At 64.8% G+C, this 17,410-nt stretch carries 12 protein-coding genes; 1 reads left to right on the top strand and 11 read right to left on the bottom strand.

The genetic code is table 11. From position 1 onward, the window contains the following. Positions 1-43 precede the first annotated feature (43 nt). From C4J89_RS26225 to tagH, 11 genes are read right to left on the bottom strand one after another with little or no spacing between them, the layout of a single operon-like run. Positions 44-1,756, bottom strand: coding sequence for an SUMF1/EgtB/PvdO family nonheme iron enzyme (locus C4J89_RS26225; RefSeq protein WP_124415918.1), 1,713 nt, complete (start codon positions 1,754-1,756; stop codon positions 44-46). Beyond that, positions 1,749-2,933, bottom strand: coding sequence for an ABC transporter permease (locus C4J89_RS26230; RefSeq protein WP_124415919.1), 1,185 nt, complete (start codon positions 2,931-2,933; stop codon positions 1,749-1,751). The genes C4J89_RS26225 and C4J89_RS26230 overlap by 8 nt, the downstream gene beginning before the upstream one ends. After that, positions 2,933-3,637 (bottom strand): ABC transporter ATP-binding protein, encoded by a 705-nt coding sequence (locus C4J89_RS26235; RefSeq protein ID WP_124415920.1) that lies wholly within the window; start codon positions 3,635-3,637, stop codon positions 2,933-2,935. The genes C4J89_RS26230 and C4J89_RS26235 overlap by 1 nt, the downstream gene beginning before the upstream one ends. Beyond that, positions 3,637-6,591 carry a serine/threonine-protein kinase gene (locus tag C4J89_RS26240; protein WP_124415921.1) on the bottom strand — a complete coding sequence of 985 codons (2,955 nt, stop codon included), beginning with the start codon at positions 6,589-6,591 and terminating at the stop codon, positions 3,637-3,639. The genes C4J89_RS26235 and C4J89_RS26240 overlap by 1 nt, the downstream gene beginning before the upstream one ends. Continuing rightward, positions 6,588-7,307 (bottom strand): PP2C family serine/threonine-protein phosphatase, encoded by a 720-nt coding sequence (locus C4J89_RS26245; RefSeq protein WP_124364994.1) that lies wholly within the window; start codon positions 7,305-7,307, stop codon positions 6,588-6,590. The genes C4J89_RS26240 and C4J89_RS26245 overlap by 4 nt, the downstream gene beginning before the upstream one ends. Beyond that, the gene (tagF, locus tag C4J89_RS26250; protein ID WP_124415922.1) at positions 7,308-7,961 is read right to left on the bottom strand and encodes a type VI secretion system-associated protein TagF; all 654 of its coding nucleotides are present in this window, start codon (positions 7,959-7,961) and stop codon (positions 7,308-7,310) included. After that, positions 7,958-11,458 carry a type VI secretion system membrane subunit TssM gene (tssM, locus tag C4J89_RS26255; protein WP_124415923.1) on the bottom strand — a complete coding sequence of 1,167 codons (3,501 nt, stop codon included), beginning with the start codon at positions 11,456-11,458 and terminating at the stop codon, positions 7,958-7,960. Before tssM ends, tagF begins: the two co-directional genes overlap by 4 nt. Beyond that, entirely contained in the window at positions 11,455-12,744 is a 1,290-nt protein-coding gene (locus C4J89_RS26260) for a DotU family type VI secretion system protein (protein ID WP_124364997.1), read from the bottom strand. The genes tssM and C4J89_RS26260 overlap by 4 nt, the downstream gene beginning before the upstream one ends. Positions 12,745-12,750: 6 nt before the next feature. Further along, on the bottom strand, positions 12,751-14,085 hold the full coding sequence (gene tssK / locus C4J89_RS26265) for a type VI secretion system baseplate subunit TssK (protein WP_124368840.1): 1,335 nt from the start codon (positions 14,083-14,085) through the stop codon (positions 12,751-12,753). A gap of 18 nt (positions 14,086-14,103) precedes the next feature. Next, on the bottom strand, positions 14,104-14,613 hold the full coding sequence (gene tssJ, locus C4J89_RS26270) for a type VI secretion system lipoprotein TssJ (protein WP_124415924.1): 510 nt from the start codon (positions 14,611-14,613) through the stop codon (positions 14,104-14,106). Positions 14,614-14,669: 56 nt separating this feature from the next. Beyond that, a complete protein-coding gene (gene tagH, locus C4J89_RS26275) occupies positions 14,670-15,998 on the bottom strand; it encodes a type VI secretion system-associated FHA domain protein TagH (RefSeq protein WP_124415925.1) in 1,329 nt (442 codons plus the stop codon). A 389-nt stretch (positions 15,999-16,387) separates the two neighbouring features. Between tagH and tssA the strand changes: the two genes are divergently transcribed. Further along, the gene (tssA, locus tag C4J89_RS26280) at positions 16,388-17,404 is read left to right on the top strand and encodes a type VI secretion system protein TssA (protein ID WP_124415926.1); all 1,017 of its coding nucleotides are present in this window, start codon (positions 16,388-16,390) and stop codon (positions 17,402-17,404) included. Positions 17,405-17,410: the final 6 nt, after the last annotated feature.

The raw sequence follows: 17,410 nt of genomic DNA on the forward strand, positions 1-17,410 counted from the left end.
ACCGCCGCCTGAGTCCCTTCCAAGCTCGCTAGACAGCCAACGATCAAGACCGCTGACCGCTCGCTGCGAGCAATTCCTTCAAGATCGTCGCCGGGTCGGCCCGCTGTTGCTTGCGGTAGTTGCCGACATGGCGAACGAACAGTGTCGCGCGCGTCACCAGGCTCTTGCCAAGCACCGGCTTGCGATCCAACTCTTCCTTGATTCGTTGAAACTGGGCCTGGATCACCGCATCGGTGTAGCGCGTGCCGGTGGCCAGGTTGTCGATGTAGATCGCCACGGCGCCGTCCAGCGCGCTGCGCCCATTGGCGATGGCCATGTCGAACAGCTGCGCGCTGGCCTGGTCTTTGTTATCCACGGCCTGCTGGCGGCTCTTCTGCAGGTTGGCCAGGCGGATGTTGTAGTTGCTGATGGTCTCGGCCACCAACGCGGCGGACTGAATCAGGTTGCCTGCCGCTTCCTCGCGCTGCTGGGCGATCAGCGAAACGTTGCGCTTGAGCTCTTCGTTGACCAGCCCCAGTTCGGCCTGCAGCTTGGGGTCGACGCTGGCGGCGATGATGCTGTCCAGGCGCTTGGTCGGGTCCTGGGCGTCGTCGATGGCGTCGGTCAGCGACGCCAGGCGGCCTTCTTTCTGCCACTGCGCAAACAGCTCCTTGTAGCGCGAGCGCGGCGCCGACAGCGCGCCAATCGCCACGCGAAACCCGGTGGTCTCGTTGCTTTGCTCGGTGCCATCGGCGGCAAACAGCGGGTACTCGCGGCGCATGCCAGTGAACAAGGTGCCTTCGCCTTCCAGGTAATTGCCGCCCTTGACCACGAAGCCGCCATAGGTGCCCTGGCGGCGCCCGGCGTGCACCAGTTGGAAGGATTCCTGGACCATTTCCGCAGCGTTGCCGATCACATCGAACATCCCGATCGGGTTGGGCAGCTTGGTGCCGATAGGCATCAGCCGTGCCGCCTGGCCGGTGCCGCCGGCGACCTGGTTGAACACCGCGTAATCGCTCAGTGGACCGTCGTTTTCACTACCCTCGACGCGGCGCGGAAACAGGCGGCTTTCCAAGTCCTGGCGACTCACTGCCTGGCCACCGCGCGCGGCGAATTCCCATTCCACTTCGGTGGGCAAGCGCACAAAGCCCAGGCCGCCGTCTTCGGCCGAGGCCCCGCGCCCACTCACCGGCAGCAACTCGCGGTGGTATTTCATCAGCCAGGCGCTGTACACCGCCGAGAAGCGCTCGGCTTCAAAGCGCGACAGTTTCACTTTGGGCAAGCGCCCGGCCATACCTTCAGGCGCATCACAGGCCGGCGCCGGCTCGCCACTGGCCAGCGACTGCGCCTGGGACATTACCTGGGCGTACTGGCGGGCGGTCACTTCGTACTTGCCGATGAAGTACAGCATGGGCTTGAGCGGGGTCTTGGCGTCGGTCTTCGGCATCAGCGGCGCGATGACGGTGTTCCAGTCCTTGGGCAGGTCCTTGAGGGTGAACTGACCGTTGATGAAGTCGCGCCGGTAACCGGAGATAAACGATTGCTGGTAGCCCGCCTCGCCTTCGGCAAAGGGATAGCCGAGGCTCACCTCACGGTCGTCCAGGGTGCCCTGGGCCAGCACATAGGCGTAGCGGAACACCATATTGCCTTCGCATGGCAGCGGCAGGCTCACGTCGTCCGGCAACGGCTTGGGGTTATCGAGCTTGTCGCTTGCCTCATCGGCCCAGGCCAGCGAGGCCAGGCTCAGCGCCACACAGGCGCCCAATAACTTAAACATCTCTGATTCCTTCAGAAGCCTGGATACGCTCCACTCGCCAACCGCCACATGCCGCCGCCACGGCGCTGACGCCGAGCACAGCCGCCAGGGCCAAGCCGTAGTGACGCGCCAACAGATGGCTGGCGTATTCGCCCGGCACCTGCACGAATAATCGGTTCAAACCCGCCTCGGCCAGGCTATACAGCCCGGCACTGAGCACGGCGGCAAAACTTGCGCTGTACAGCGCCTGCATCACGACGAACAGCAACAGCGCAGCGGTGGAAAAGCCCAGCAGGCGCAACACCGACAACTCCCGACGTTTACGCGCCACCGCCGCCAACACCCCGGCGAAGGTCGCCGCAAACGCACCGGCCAACGCCAACCCGCAGATGATCCAGAATACGAGCGACAGGTTGCGACTCAACGACTGCACCTGGGCGATGGTTTGCGCCTGGGTCGACACCAGCACATTCTGCCCGGCGAAATACAGCCGCAGCCGTTCCACATCGCTGAGCGTGCGCGCATACAAACGAAACGCCGGGTACACCCGCTGCTCGCCCACACCCGCCGCCTCACCTTCCCATTGCAACGCCAGCACAGCGCGGCCATCGCGATAATCTTCCACCGCCTCCAGCAACGCCAGGTCAGCAAACAACCCGTCACGGGCGAAGGCTTCCAACGGCAATACCGCCAGCACCTGCACCCGCGTGCGCTGCGCCTCGACGCGCCCCGCCAGTTGCCGCGTAAAGCGGGGCTCCAGCCAGTCGCCGGGCCGGGCCGCGAGCTTTTCGGCGGCGGTATGGCTGAGCACGATCTGGTCCAGGCCCTTCGGCATCGGTAAACCGACCAGCAACGGGTCACCCGCAGCGGTCGGCAGCATCTCCATTACCACTGCGCCCACCTGCGCGGTCGCCGCAATCTGCCGCGTACGCGCGATGGCAAACGCCACATCACTACGCTGGGCAAGCTGCTCGACGAGGGCGCTGCTGAATCGACCGCCGCCCAGCGGGATAATTTCACGGGTGGCGGGGTCGGTCTCCAAGCGTTGGGTCAAACTGCTAACCAGTCCAAACTTCAGGCCAAATAACACCATCAATGGCGCGATGACCGCCACCAGCGCCAGCACCGAACACGCCGACAGCCACGCATCGTTGCGATAATCCTGCCAGGCGAGCGACGAGACCAGGCCGATGCGCATCAGCACGCCTCCCCAAGCGTCGCCGTGACGCCGCCGTCCGCATCGCGACGGCAGCCGATGCGGCGCACTTGCAAGCCACTGGCGCGGGCCAAGGGTTCATCATGGGTGGCAATCACACAGGCGGCGCGGTGTTCACGGGCCTGGGCCAGCAGCGCCTGCATCACGCGCTCGGCATTGAGCGGGTCGAGGGATGCGGTCGGCTCATCGGCCAGTACCAGTTGCGGCGCGTGGGCCAAGGCGCGGGCACAGCTCACACGCTGGCGCTGGCCCACCGACAACGCGGCCGGACGCTTGTCCAACTGGTCACTGATTTCCAGCTGCTCGGCCAGGCGCGCCACGCTGCCGTCGTCCTTTAACCCCAGCAACTGGCGGGACAAGGCGATATTGCCGCGCACATCGAGAAACCCCAGCAGCCCGCCGGTCTGCAGTACATAGCCCAAATGCCGGCTGCGCAACTGGGCCAAGGCGGTTTGGCTGTCTGCGCGCCAAAGCCCGTCGATGTCGAACTGGTTGAACTCAAACTGGCCGATCCGATCCGGCGCCAACACCAGCGCCAACATATCCAGCAAGGTGCTCTTGCCGCAGCCGCTGGGCCCGACAATCGCCAGTTGTTCACCCGCGCGCAGCTGCAGCGCCGGAATCACCAGGCTATAACGCTGGCTACCGACGCCCCGGCTCTTGTGCACCGCGTTCAGGCTCAGCATCACGGCAACGTCGACAACGGCACGCGGTACAACGCATCGCCCGGTTCGGCATCGCCGAAACGCACCCAATTGGCCAGGTCATTGTGGAAGGTCTCGTAGAGGCGGATTTTCGAATCCAGCTCGTCGATGAAGTCTTCCTGCTCGGCCACGCTCAATGACAACCACAGATCCTGGGTCATGTTCAGCGACTTGCTGCGATACGGCAGGCCTTCCAGGTATTCGCCCAGCAGGCCGCCGTCGGCCAGGTTGCCGCCCTTGCGCAGGGCTTGCGGGTCGCGGCTCATATAGGCCGAGGCGCTGGCGATTTCCTGGAAGAAGTCCTTGGGTGAGCTTTGGGTTTTGCGCGCCGCATCGACGATCAGTTTCAGCGACTGCTGCAGGTCGTTCAATTGCAGCTTGGTCAGCATCACGCACACCTGGAACGCCGGCAGCGCCGGGTTGGTCAGGTCGCGGTCGGCAGTCCAGGCGCTGACCAGCTGGGGCGCCTGGCTCGCGGTTTTGCGACCAAGGAAATCCATGTGCATCGCATAACCGACCGCAGCGGATTTATCCGCCAGGCTCGGCGCAGCGCTGAGCAGCGGCACCGGCTGCGGCGTGTTGCTGCGCACCTGATGCACGAGGTTGGCGAACACCGTGCCAATCTCGTCGACGCGCTCACCGAGCTTGTGCACGTCACCACCGGGCACCGGCGTGTACAGGTCGCCGATCCGTGGGTTGGCGTCGGCGGTCAGGATGCGGTACTGGCTTTCGGCGCCGGCATGGGTTTTCTTGCCGGCGTCAGTGCGCAGATGCAGCGCGTAGATCTTGATCTGCTTGCCCAACGCCGCCTGGCGCACTTCGGCTTCATTCATCTGGGTGGCGGCGAACGGGTCGTTCTTGCGCAACGCACCGGCATCGGAGACCAGCAGGATGATGCGCCCGCCGTAGCCGGACCAATCCATGCCGTCCACCGCCTGCATCACCCCGGCAAACGCGTCTTCGTTGAACGAATGGCTGGACACCGTCGAGGCCTTGACCTGCCGCGCCATGTCGAGAAAGCGTTGCGGATCGCGGCCCTGGTCGAGGGTGATCAGGGTCTTGGCCACGTATTCCAGGCCGGGGGTTTTCTTGATGCTGTTGCGAAAGCCCACCAGGCCGAAGCTGACGCTGTCCAGCTCGCCGCGCTCGGCAATACGGGTTTGCAGCTCGTGTACTACGTCGCGCACTTGATCAATATACGGCTGCATCGACACGGTGGTATCGACCACCAGCACCACCGCCGTGCGGAAGGCGTCGGCATTGGCGCTGGTCACGGGCGTCGCGGGCTTGGCGACCGCGCTGCTGCCAGGGTCGATGGAGGCGACATTAAGCAGCTGCACGGGCTGGCCGTTGTCGTCGAAGCTCTCTTTGGAATCAAAAATCGGCAGCAGGTAGAACTGGTTTTGCGGCACCGCGCTGGCGGTGGGTTCCAGGGCCAGCACTTGTTGATTGTCGTCGCGGTTGTTCTGCGCCTTGGCCAACACAGCTTTCGCCGCAGCCGGATCGGCCAGCAGTTTTTCCACCTCAGCGGACTGGCGCAGGAACATCACCGGGGCACGGCCTGAGCGCTCGGTGAATTTGAGCACCAGGCTTTGCTTCCAATCACTGACCTGCGCGGCCGGCAACCACCCGTCACTGCGCCCATCGGTGGCCGCGCCGACACGCACCCAAGGGCTGCCGTCGACTTCTTTGCGCTGGTACACATACAGCACGGAAAACGCCGGCAAGACTTTGCCCGGTGCACTGCCCGCATCGGCAGACAGTTTGGCGCCGGGCTTGCTGAGCACGCGTTGGAACAGGGTTTTCTTGCCGGCCATCAGCAACGGACGCTGGCCGCCATCCGCAACCGCCGCAGGTGGCTTGGCTGCAGGCACCACGGCAGCAGGCGGCTTGACCGGCTCGTCGGCGGCGCTCAACCACCAGTAACTGGCGCCACCGATGGCCAGTGCCACCGCTACGGCAACCGCCGCCAGCGCCACTACCGGCCCACGGCGCTGTTCGCTGTGGTGCACCGGCGCGACTACCGGTTGACGCGCGGGTTGTGGCTTGTCAGTGGGTATTTCGATGGACTCCGGCGTGATACCCGCCAGGTCAAAACTGATGGGGATCGGCAGCGGCCGTACCAGGGTGGCCTCCGGCGAATCCGCCGGCAGTTGATCCAGCGCCAACAGCAACGCCGTCGCATCCGGATAACGCTCCGCCGGGTCTTTGGCCAGCAACTTGCGCAGCACGCCCTGGTAACGACCATGGTGCACCGGCAGCTCCGGCAAAGGCTCCGTCAGATGAGCCAATGCGGTGGAAAGCGCATCGGTTCCACGGTAAGGCAGCTCGCCGACCAGAATCTCGTAGAGCACCACGCCCAGCGCATACAGGTCGGCGCGGCCGTCGATCTCCTGGCCGCGTGCCTGTTCCGGGCTCATGTAGCTGGGCGTGCCCACGGCAAAGCCGGCCTGGGTGAATTGGGTGCGGTCGTCCAGGGACTTGGCGATGCCGAAGTCCGACAACACCGCCGTACCATCGGCGCGGAACAGAATGTTCGCCGGCTTCACGTCGCGGTGCACCAGGCCCTGGGCATGGGCGTACCCGAGCGCCGAGGCGATCTGGCGGATCAGCGTCACGCCCTGCTCCGGCGTCAGCCCGGCGGCAATGCGCTCCTTGAGCGTGCCGTTGGGCAGGTACTCCATGGCCATGTAGTACAGCTCATCGACATTGCCGATGTCATGGATGGTCACCGTGTGCGGGTGCGACAAGCGCGCCAGGGTCTTGCCTTCGCGCAGGAAGCGCTCGCAGAAGCTCGGGTCGGCCGCCAGCGCCGCCGCCATCACCTTCAGGGCCACCTTGCGCTCCAGCGAACGCTGGGTCGCCAGGTACACGTTGGCCATGGCGCCTTCGCCGATCTCGCCCTCGATGTCATAACCGGGGATGACGATGTTCATGGCGACACCTTCACGACGATGGTGGTGATGTTGTCCGGTGCGCCGCGATTGAGCCCCAGGTGGACCAGGCTGCGCACGATTTCATCCGGCGCGTCGTGGCCGAGGACCTCACGGATTTCGTGGTCCTCGACGGTCTTGGTCAGGCCGTCGCTGCACAGCAGGAAACTGTCGCCGGGGGCGATCAGCAGATCGACCGCCGCCACGTCCAGTTGCGCTTCCACGCCCACCGCACGGGTCACGATATTGGCGCGCGGGTGCACACGGGCATCGGCTTCGCTGAGCAGGCCGCTGTCTTGCAGGTCCTGCACGTAGCTGTGGTCGCGGGAGATGCTTTCCAACTCGCCGTCGCGCAGGCGGTACAGGCGGCTGTCGCCGGCCCACAGGCACACCCCGCGCAAGCCGCGCGCCGCCAGCACCACGACGGTGCTACCCATCATGGTCACGCCCCGATTGGCGGTTTCTTCACGGACCGCCGCATTGATGCGGATCAGGTCGTTGCGCAAGGCGGCCGCGTATTCCTCAAGGGAGCGCCCCACCGGCACATTGCGCAGGCTGTCGACAATCAGGCTGCTGACATAATCCCCCGCGGCGTGGCCGCCCATGCCATCGGCCACCACCCACAGGCGGTTTTGCGGCAGGTCCAGGCATGCGTCTTCATTGACCTGGCGCACCATGCCCACATGGCTTTTGCTCGCCGATTGATACGTCGCCCCCATCTACACCACACCTTCTTGTCCGAGCAAAAACTGCGCAAAATCGCGGGCGGCAGGCAAGCCCTGACACCGTAATAAACCGGGTGAAATACGCTGCGAACCTCGGCCCCACCAGAGGCTGGCCCCTTCGCAGGCCTGTTCGGCGAGCGCCGCCATACGCCCGTGAGGCACGCTGGCGGCCACCCGTTGCAAGCCGGCAAAACGGCTGTCGAGCGCACGCGGTTCGGTCGCCGGCACGCCCAGGCGGTCGAGGCCATCGTTGAACCCTTCGAACGTCGCGCCCGCGTCCAGAGTGCTGAGCAGCAGCTCTTCGGTCTGTTCGAACCAGACATCCGGCCCGCCCACCAGGGCGGCGGGGTTAGTGTCGTGATCGAGCACCGCCACCACCGCCAGCGGAAAATAACGCCCGACCCGATCGATACTCGGCATCACCACACCCGCCGCCGCGTCCGGCCCGCACACGCCTGGCGCGAGTACGAAGCGCCACAGCGGGCTGACCAGATAAGCGTTGAGCCAATCAGCGCCCAGGCTGTTCTGGCTGGCGAGCAAACCCGCCGCCAGCCAGCTGTCCCACGGGCCGATAAAACTCTGGGGCAAGGCGCGGCTGACGAAATCACCGCGGCTGGCCAACTTGCCGTAGAAACCCAGCGTGGTCATAGCCGCTCCGGCAGGCTGAAGCCGCTGAGCACACGGCTCTTGAACGGGTTGAAGGCGCTATTGGCGCGCAGCTCGTAGGCAATGCTCGCGCCGTCGACCCGCAGGCGCAGGTTGAAGCGGTCCGGCGAGTTGCCGGCGGTCAGGTCCGATTGTTCCAGCAGGCGGAACCAGGCCCAGGGGCCGTCGAGGGTCACGCCGGAGCGCCCGCTGGCCGCTGGCGGCATGATCGAGATACGCACCACGCCACTGCTGCCGGGGTTCGGCCATTGCATCGCCACCGGCCGGCTCGGGCCGTGGTCGTAGCTCAGTTGCTGGCCGTCGAGATCAAGCAGGAACTGGGTGATGGTCGGGTCCATCGACACCGGCTTGAGTTCGAAGCGCACGATGGGCTGGGTGCCCCCCGATCTGAAGAACGCGTCCCGAATCGTCGCCGCGCGCTGGAAGGTTTGCAGCACGCCCGGCGCGATGCCGAGTTTCTGCGCCGCGCCCGGCTGCCAGCGCCAGGTCTGGGCCGAGGTGTCGACGTAGGGCTGCAGGTACTTGCGGAAGTAGTTATCCATCACCCCGCCGACGCCGAAGAACTGGCCGAAGTCATCCAGGGTCGCGTCCCGCGCACTGCCCGGCGACATTGGGTAGCGCCCGGCCAGGGACTGGCGATACACGTTGACCACTTCGCTGACCCAGGCCGCGTTCAGCTGGTTGCGCACGCCGCCCATCATGCTGTTGGTGGTGGAATTGACCACCGACTTGACCATGCCCTGCACCAGCGCAGGCTGGCGCTCGGCGTTCAGGCTGACCCGCGTGGCCGCCGCTGCCGCCTGGTTCTTCGCCTCGCCCAGCAAGGCATCGCCGCTGGCACCGACCATGGCGCTGACCTGCACATACAGCGCGTTCATGTCCGATAGCAGGCCGTCGATCGCCGCCGGCTCGCCCTCGTTTTTGCTGACGATGCTGTTGAGTTCGGCAAAGTGCGCCGTGACCGGGTCATCCGCAGCCGCAGGCGCGTTGGCGCTCGCTTGCTCCTGGCCGAGCAGGCTGCCCAGGCGCTCCTTGAGCTTGTCGACACCGCCCTCCACCGGCACGCCCTTGGCGGCCAATTGGCGCTCTTCGGCTTGCAGGTCGGTCTCCCTGGCCACCGCCACCAGCAGCTTTTTCAGCGGCGAGGTCGGCCCGGAGATCACGCGCAGCACATCGGCCGCCTGGGCCACGCTGGTGATCGGCACAAAGTCGATGTCTGCCAGCAACGCATCCCATTGGCGCTGGTAATCCTGGAAATACAAGCGGCGCACATCGGCGGCCAGGCTCACCACGTTCTGTTGATCGGCCTGTGCCTGGCCGAGCACCCATTGTTCTTCGGCCAGGGTACCGGTCTGGTTCAGGCTGCTCAGCAAAAAGCCCTGGCGATAGCCCTTGGCGGTGAAAAACCCGCTCAGCGGTTCGCCCAATGGCTTGCCGCTCTTGCGGCTGAACACCAGCGCAGCATCGCGGCCGGCGGCTTCGTTGAGGCGAAAGTCCGGGATGCCGTCGGGCAGTTTCTGACGCTTGACCCGGTCGTAGACGCGCTGGGCCACCGGCAGTTGTTGCAGTTGACGGCGCAGGTCATCGATCAGGCGTGGGTCAAGGCGCGCATTCGGTGGGTGGCGGTCAAACAGTGCCTGCAAATGCCCGGTCAACGCCTGGCGCTGATCGGCCGGCAGGTCGCGTGGCAGGTTGCGGTCCCAGTCGAGGGCGATCCAGGCCTTGATGAAGTCCGGGTCGTAGTGCTCGCTGTCGGCCAGCATCAGGTAGGCCTTGAGGCCTTCGTAGAGAAAGTCCGAGTTGCCGCCGCCATGCAATTGTTCTTCGATGCGCGTGACCAGGCGCGGCGCGAACACCGCGATCAGCAACTTGCGATAGACGCTCGCGGACTCGGCTTCGAGCATGTCGCCCTGGTACAGCCCCAGCCCTTCGGACCAGCTCGGCGAGTCACCCGCCAGGTTCTTCACCGCGTTGAGCAGCGGCAGCACGGCCAAGACTTCACGCTGCGCCGGGCTGAGGTTCTGCACGGCCTGGCCCAGGGGCGCGACCTTCTGATCGACCTGGGCGATATACGCCTGGTTGGCGCGATAACTTACCCACCACAGGCCGCTGACCACCACCACGGTGGCCACGGTGGCGGCCAGCACACCCCGGGCGATCCACTTGCGGCGGCGCTCGACTTTCGGGTTCACCCCTACCAGGCCACGCTCGGCGAACGCCACGGCGGTGAACAGCTTTTCGATGAAGTAACTGCGCCCGGTGCCGCTCTGGCGCGCCAGGTGCTGACGGTCCAGGTTCATGCTCTGGGCCATGGCGCCGATCAGGCGGTCAATCGGGCTGCCTTCCTGGGTGCCGCTGGTGAAGTACACGCCGCGCAACAGCACGCGCTCTTCGAAGGCGTTGGGTTTGAACACGCCTTCGAGGAAGCTTTGCAGGCAGTCTTTCAGCGCACCGAACTGTTGCGGGAAGCCATAGATCAGGTCGCGGCGCGCCGGGTCGCGCTCTTGTTGCAGGCGTTCCACCAGGCGCTCGTTGAGGCGTTGCTCCAGGCCGGCGAATTCGCTCTGCAGATGGGCCAGCGGGCTGTCGCTGTGTTTGCCGTCGTCCAGGGCAAAGGTCATGCCCCACACCTGGGCGCGGTCTTCCTTGCTCAGGTTGTCGAAGAACTCCATAAAGCCCGGCACCAGGTCGAGCTTGGTCAGCATCAGGTAGATCGGGAAACGCACCCCCAGCTGGGTGTACAGCTCCTGGATACGCAAGCGAATCGCGGCCGCGTGGGCGGCGCGTTCGGCGTCGGTGCCGAGCAGCAGATCCGAGAGGCTGATGGCAATGAACGCGCCGTCGATGGGGCGGCGTGAACGCTGCTTTTTCAACAGGTCAAGAAAGCCCAGCCATGCGGCCTTATCGACCGTGGAGTTGCTGTCCTGGGTGGTGTAGCGCCCGGCGGTGTCGAGCAAAACGGCCTGGTCAGTAAACCACCAGTCGCAGTTGCGCGTGCCGCCGACGCCGCGCACCGCACCGGCGCCCAACTGCGCAGCCAACGGGAAGTGCAGCCCGGAATTGACCAGCGCGGTGGTCTTGCCCGAACCCGGTGGGCCGATGATCACGTACCACGGCAGCTCATAGAGATTGCGGCGTTCGTCGCCACCCAGCTTGGCTTTCTTAAGCAGCGCCAAGGCCTCTTCCATGCGCTGGCGCAGGGTGCTGAGCTCTTCGGCAGTGGCGACGCTGTTGGGGTCGACCGGGGTTTCTGCGGCCAGGCTGCGCATGACTTCGGCGGCCTGACGGCGCGCCTGGATGATGCGCAGCACGCGATAGGCGATCCACAGCGCAAACACCAGGATGATCAGCGCCCAGCGGCGCCCTTCCGGCACCAGCACATCGAGCAACGGCCCGACGAACCAGATGATCAAGCCCAGGGCGATCAAACCCAGCACGGGGATCACCCAGCGAATCATGAAACTGAACAACGCCTTCACTCGACGCCCTCCGCCAATACGGTGATTTCAACCCGACGATTGCGGGCACGGCCTTCGGCCGTACTGTTGGTCGCCAACGGCTCGGTGTCGCTGCGGCCTTCGGCGCTGAAGCGCTCGGCCTGGCCAGTCTTGGCCGCAAGGATTTCCAGTACCGACTTGGCCCGCGCTTCGGACAGCGCCCAGTTCGACGGGAAGCGCAGCGTGGCAATCGGACGGTTGTCGCTGTGGCCGGTCACCCGCACCTGGCCCTTGACCTTGCGGACCGCGTCGGCGATGCGCAGCATCAGCGGCTGGTAGTCATCGACGATGCTGGAGCTGGCGGACGCAAACAGTTCATCACCACGAATTGTCACCACCGAGCGATCAACCTTGTCTTCCACGGCCACGCGGCCGGCCTTGATGTCTTCGGCCAGAAACCCGGCCAGACGCGGCCGTTCGATCACTTTTGGCTGCGCCACCGGACGGTCGATGGCCTGCACCGGGATCTCGCCCAGGGCATGGATATTCTTGAACACAGGTTCAGCCTGCGACGCCAGCAGCATGCGCAGGCCAAACAGCAACGCCAGCAGCAGCGCCAGGCCGATCGCCACGGCAATCCACGGCGGCATGAATTGCGCCAGGCGATCGCGGGCCACGGTCACGCCGCGCCAGTGCGGCGACAGCTCACGCTCGTGCTCGCCCCGCGCAGTGCGAATCGCGGCCGCGGTGCGCTCGCGCAAGGCTTCCAACTGGCTGCGCCCGTCGGTCATCACGCGGTAGCGGCCTTCGAACCCCAGGCACATGCACAGGTACAACAGCTCCAGCAGGTACAGGCGTTCCCGTGGGCTTTGCAGGCAGTGGTCCAGTAATTGGAAGACCTTTTCGCCGCCCCAGGCTTCGTTGTGTACGGTGATCAGCAAGCTCTGTTTGCCCCAATCGCTGGTGCTGCCCCAGGGCGTGCTCAATACGGCTTCATCCAGGGCAGTGCACAGCGCGTAACGGGCCAGCAGCACTTCGTTACGCGCCACACCGGCGGCTTCGGCGCGCTCTTCGAATTGGCGCAGATAGGCCAACAACTGCGCGCGCAGGCTGGCTGGCGCCGGGTGCGCGATGGTGTTGCGCAACCGCGTCAGCAAGGCCAGCAGCGGGCCGGCGGCGCTTTCCAGCGGGTTCAGGCCCTGGCTTTTGCCGGTGAGCATCGGCGCGGCCGGCATCGACAAGGGCGCCGGCTCCGCACGCGCAGGTTCCGGCGCACGGCCGCCTGGGCGCGGCATGAACTGAGTGCGGTCATCATCATTGGGATGCATCGCGGTTTATCCTCGGATCGCCCAGAAGGCCAGGTTCAAACCCGGGAACTGCCCGGCGATGTGGAAGGCGAAACCGCCGGAATTGCTCAACTGCTGCCAGTGCTCGCTGCCCCGGTCTAGCTCGTAATAGGTGCTGCCCGCGTGATACGGCAACTGGCGTGGCGCCACCGGCAACGGCAGCAGGCCAATGCCCGGCAACTGCAGGTTGACCAGGTCGCGGATGTGCTCCACCGAGCCGACCTTGCTCTGCTGGCCGAAGCGCGCACGCAGGGTTTCGCCGGGCACGTCGGCACGCACCACGAGGATGAAGCTGGCGTTGTCGAGCAGGGTCTTGTCGGCCAGCATCGCCACGTGGATGCCGTAGGCCTTCTCCACAATCGGGATCGGCGTGGCCTTGCTGTCGATCAGCATCGACAGCGCTTCGCGCAGGGCCGCCATCACCGGGGCGAAGCTCAGGGCCAGGTCGTCGTGCTGGTAGTGCGGGTATTCCTGGGGGCGCCGGCCGGAGGTGGAAAACGTCGAAAACTCACCGGCAAGGCTGACCAGCTCGCTGAAGAGGCGTTCCGGGTGCAGCGGGCTCAACTGGCTGAAGTGCTGGATCAGCGGCTGGGCGCGATTGACCAGTTGCAGCAGCATGAAGTCGGCGATTTCCGAAGCGCCACCAGCACCCGAGGCCACCACACGACCGGCCAGGGCTTCGCCACGTTGGTGCAACAGGCCGAGCAGTTCACTGCGAAATGCGCTCAGCGGTTTGCTCGCGGCCACGTCCAGCACCGGCGGAATGTAGCTGTCATCGAGCACCAGTGCGCGGTCGGCGCGCTTTTCCTTGATGCGCACCAGGCCAATGGCGGCGTAGTCGCTGATGCCGTCCTGGGCGGTCAGCAAACGCAACGCCCGCGAGCCCACGGCCACCGGCGCGCGGTTTTCGAAGGGTGCGTTGTCGTCGCGCACTTCACGCACCTGGCTCACGTAGCGCGCAGCTTCGAGGGCCTCGCCGGCATCCACGGTGTCACGCGCGCCGGCGCGTTTGAGCGGCAGGGCCAGGTACACCAGGCCGTCGCGCAGGTTATCGTCGATATTCAGCGGGCTCGGCGCCAGGTCGTCCTGGGGAATATTGAATGGCGTGCCGTCAGGCAACAGGCCACGCGCCGACACAATGGCCAGCTTGCCCTGGGCGAGCAGGCCCTGGTCGATCAGCAACTCGGAAAACCCCCAGGCGCCAGCGGACAGGGGACGACTGCGGGCGTCGATCAGGTTTTCCAGGTAACGGTCATGCTGCTGGAAGTGCTGCGTTCCGATGAACATGCCTTCCGACCAGACCACGCGATTGTTCCAGGACATGGGGGCTCCGATTGCTTGTTAGTGGGCTGGGCTGGCGGGGGTAGCCACGACGTCTGCGCGCACAGCACGCACATCGAGGCTGATCTGATATTCGGTGTATTGGCGCGGCGGCACGTTGATAACGGTGCGCCATTGCGCGCGGTCCAGCTCGCGATAGCCCACCAGCAGGCCGATCTGGCGCGTGGCCGGGTCGAGATCGCGCTGGATGCTCAGCTGTTGGCCGGGCTGAATCACCACTTCGTCCTGGTCGAGCAGGTCCAGGCCAAGGGTGGATTGCGCACGATCAGCCAGGGCGAAGTAATCGGAGCGGGCGAAGGTGGCGGCGTTTTTCAGCTCGAAAATACGCACCCGTACCGGGGCGGCCTGGCCGTTGGCGCCGGGGTTGAGCCCGGCAATCGCGTGAAAATGCAATTCGACGGCAGCCGTGTCCGCTTCAGCCTCGGCGGCGGCTTCGGGCTTGACCGCGTCCTTGGCACACGCCGCCAGCAACAGCGCGGTGGCGGCTACAAGTAAAAACCTGGGAATCATCCTGCGTCCTCAATGACGTGCTTAGCTATCCGTTTTATCCATCAGTGCGACGCGGTTCAGCGTCGCTGTCGTACGCTGTGCTCTTCGTAGGCCCGGCTGAATTCGCGGCCGAACAGGTCCTGGAAATCTTCCTGGGCCTCGCGGGAAATAGTGTTGTAAAGCTCGGTGAATTGCTGCCAGTACTGGGCCTGGCGCGAGCCGTTGAAAATACTCGAGAGGCCAGCGGGCTTGCCCATGCGCTCTTCCAATTGCGCCGGTTCAAAGCGCAGCAGCAGGTGCTTGAGCGCGGCCTCCACGCCGGCCATCACCGCCAATTGGTGGGTGCGCAGGTCGTCGAAACTGTCACGTACCGCGACATCAGGCGCCATAAACGCCTGGTTGCCGTGACGAAGCAGCAGCAGTAACGCTTCGTCGGCATTCGGGGCGAATTTCAACGGGTTGTTTTCGGCGGGGCGGATCATGGTTTGCTGCATGCGAAATTCGCCCTTGAGGCTGGCGCGGGCACGCAATACGTCGATCAGGCCTTCGACCATCAGCCTGTAGCTGCGGCCGATGCTTTCCATCTGGGCGCAGGCAGCGGCCTGGTCCAGGCGCAGCTGATCGAGGCCGGCACCGCGCAGGAAGGCTTGCAGCAGGTCGGGCTGTGGCTGGGCGTCGCCGACAGGGCGCGCAACAGGCTCAACCACGGGCGGCGGTTGGGGAATCGGCGCGGGAGCTGGCGCAGCATTGATGAGCGGCGCGGGCGCGTCGCCAAACGGGTCCCAGTCTTCGGGAATCACCGAACCTTGCACCATCGGTGTGTCGGCAACCGGCACGGCGACCGGCGCCGGCGCACGGAAGTCGTGCTGCTCGGACGGCACATGGTCCGCCACGGTGGGCGGTGGCACGGCGGCGGGGCTGAGAAAGTCGAACAGGTCCGGCAGGGTTTCCATCGACGAGGCGCCATGGAACTGCGGCGCGATCATTGGCGTCGGCGCGGGCGGGCTCGCCACCGCGCCCATCAGCGCTTCAAAGCTGTTCGGCGACTCACCGGCAAACGGCTGGCTGTCGACGGCCTGCACGTTGAAATCAATACGCGCCTGGATTTCGTAATCGCCGATCCGGATCAGCTCGCCATCCTGCAGCGGCTCGCTGTTACCCCGGCGCAAACGGATACCGGCGTTAACCAACTCCACGCCGTTGGTGCTGTTATCGGTCAGGTAATAACGGCCATCTTTGTATTGAATAATGCAATGTTGGGAGGAGACGAGGCGCTCGGGGTCGGGCAGTACCCAGTCGTTTTCCGAACTGCGGCCGATCGCCATCGAGCCCTGGTTCATGGACTTTTCGGAGCACTGCCCAGGGGTAATCTTGTGATAACTAGTGATAGTCAAACACAGCGACATCTTGCCTCCTTGCTGATACATCGCGCGCGGTCGATCCAAGGGCTACGCTTGCCTGGATACTCCGTCAGGTCGTGGGGACGACCGTCTAAATCTGCAATTGCCAGCATGATCGCTGATCTTATCTGGCTTGCATGACAAAAATCCTCTGCGGGCGCACGGTTCGACCCACCAGTCGCGCAGGTTGTTAAACACCGCACATCTGTCACAGAGGGCGAATAGCTTACCTTGACAAGGCATAAGTACTACACCAAAAATGCACAACTTCTTGAACATCAATGATGGCACGATAGTGGCACTCTGATGGTATCACCAAGAACATGCAAAGTTCACCGCGCAACTAATGCATGCATTGCCCGGCATCTAACGGGCTGATAGGGAGATCGAACTCAGTGGATGTGCCATTGTTGCTCACCGCCGTTTCCGCGTCCTCGCCCTGTGGCGAAGACATGGAATATGACGCGCAATTTCTGCAATTGGAACGTGATGCCAAGGGCCAGCCTGAGCGCAGCATGGGCGATTCGATCCTGCCCGCTGAGCCACCCGAATGGCGCAGCATCCAGCAGCAGAGCCTCGACTTGCTGCAGCGCAGCAAAGACCTGCGCATCACCCATTTCCTGCTGCAAAGCTCGCTCGCCCTGCAAGGCGTGGTCGGGCTGGCCGACGTCCTGACCCTGATCGATGCGTTATTGCGCCAATACTGGGCCGACCTGCACCCGCGCCTGGATGCCGATGACGATAACGACCCCACCGTGCGCATCAACGCGCTGTCCGGCTTGACCGGCGACACCACGATTCGTCTGCTGCGCGAGAGCATCCTCACGCGTTCGCGCACCTTCGGCCCGGTGAGCCTGCGCGCCGCGTTGAACGCCAGCGGCCTGCTGAGTTTTCCCGATGAACAACTGGGCGCCCAGCAACTCAACGCCGCGTTCCTCGACAGCGACCCGGAGCAACTGCAGGCCACCCGCGACGCCTTGAGCGCGGCGCGTGCCGCCTGCGAAGCCATCGAACAACAGGTCAACGAGCAGGTCGGTTCCGCCCGGGGCGTGGACCTCAGCGCGTTGAAACAGCCGCTCAAGCAGGCCTTGCAACTGCTCAACCAAGCGGTGCCAGGCACCGACAGCAGCAGCGAACCCGAGGCCGTCAGTGAAGACAAAGCTCCCTCGGTGGACTACGCCGCCCCCGCAGCACCCCGTCCTGCCGGCGATATCGCCAGCCGCGATGAGGTGCTGCGCAGCCTCGACAAAATCCTTGCGTATTACACCCGGCACGAGCCTTCGAGCCCGCTGCCGGTGCTGTTGAACCGCGCGAAGAATCTGGTGCACGCCGATTTCGCGGCCATCGTGCGCAATCTGATTCCCGACGGCATGTCCCAATTTGAAAACCTGCGCGGCCCGGACAGCGAGTAAGCCGCC

It is taken from the genome of Pseudomonas sp. R4-35-07, from assembly GCF_003852235.1.
GTDB lineage: Bacteria > Pseudomonadota > Gammaproteobacteria > Pseudomonadales > Pseudomonadaceae > Aquipseudomonas.

Coding starts and splice junctions, on each gene's coding strand:
- C4J89_RS26225 (WP_124415918.1), bottom strand. CDS start 1,756: ATGTTTAAGTTATTGGGCGCCTGTGTGGCGCTGAGCCTGGCCTCGCTG.
- C4J89_RS26230 (WP_124415919.1), bottom strand. CDS start 2,933: ATGCGCATCGGCCTGGTCTCGTCGCTCGCCTGGCAGGATTATCGCAAC.
- C4J89_RS26260 (WP_124364997.1), bottom strand. CDS start 12,744: ATGCATCCCAATGATGATGACCGCACTCAGTTCATGCCGCGCCCAGGC.
- C4J89_RS26235 (WP_124415920.1), bottom strand. CDS start 3,637: ATGCTGAGCCTGAACGCGGTGCACAAGAGCCGGGGCGTCGGTAGCCAG.
- tssK (WP_124368840.1), bottom strand. CDS start 14,085: ATGTCCTGGAACAATCGCGTGGTCTGGTCGGAAGGCATGTTCATCGGA.
- tssJ (WP_124415924.1), bottom strand. CDS start 14,613: ATGATTCCCAGGTTTTTACTTGTAGCCGCCACCGCGCTGTTGCTGGCG.
- tagF (WP_124415922.1), bottom strand. CDS start 7,961: ATGACCACGCTGGGTTTCTACGGCAAGTTGGCCAGCCGCGGTGATTTC.
- tagH (WP_124415925.1), bottom strand. CDS start 15,998: ATGTCGCTGTGTTTGACTATCACTAGTTATCACAAGATTACCCCTGGG.
- C4J89_RS26240 (WP_124415921.1), bottom strand. CDS start 6,591: ATGAACATCGTCATCCCCGGTTATGACATCGAGGGCGAGATCGGCGAA.
- C4J89_RS26245 (WP_124364994.1), bottom strand. CDS start 7,307: ATGGGGGCGACGTATCAATCGGCGAGCAAAAGCCATGTGGGCATGGTG.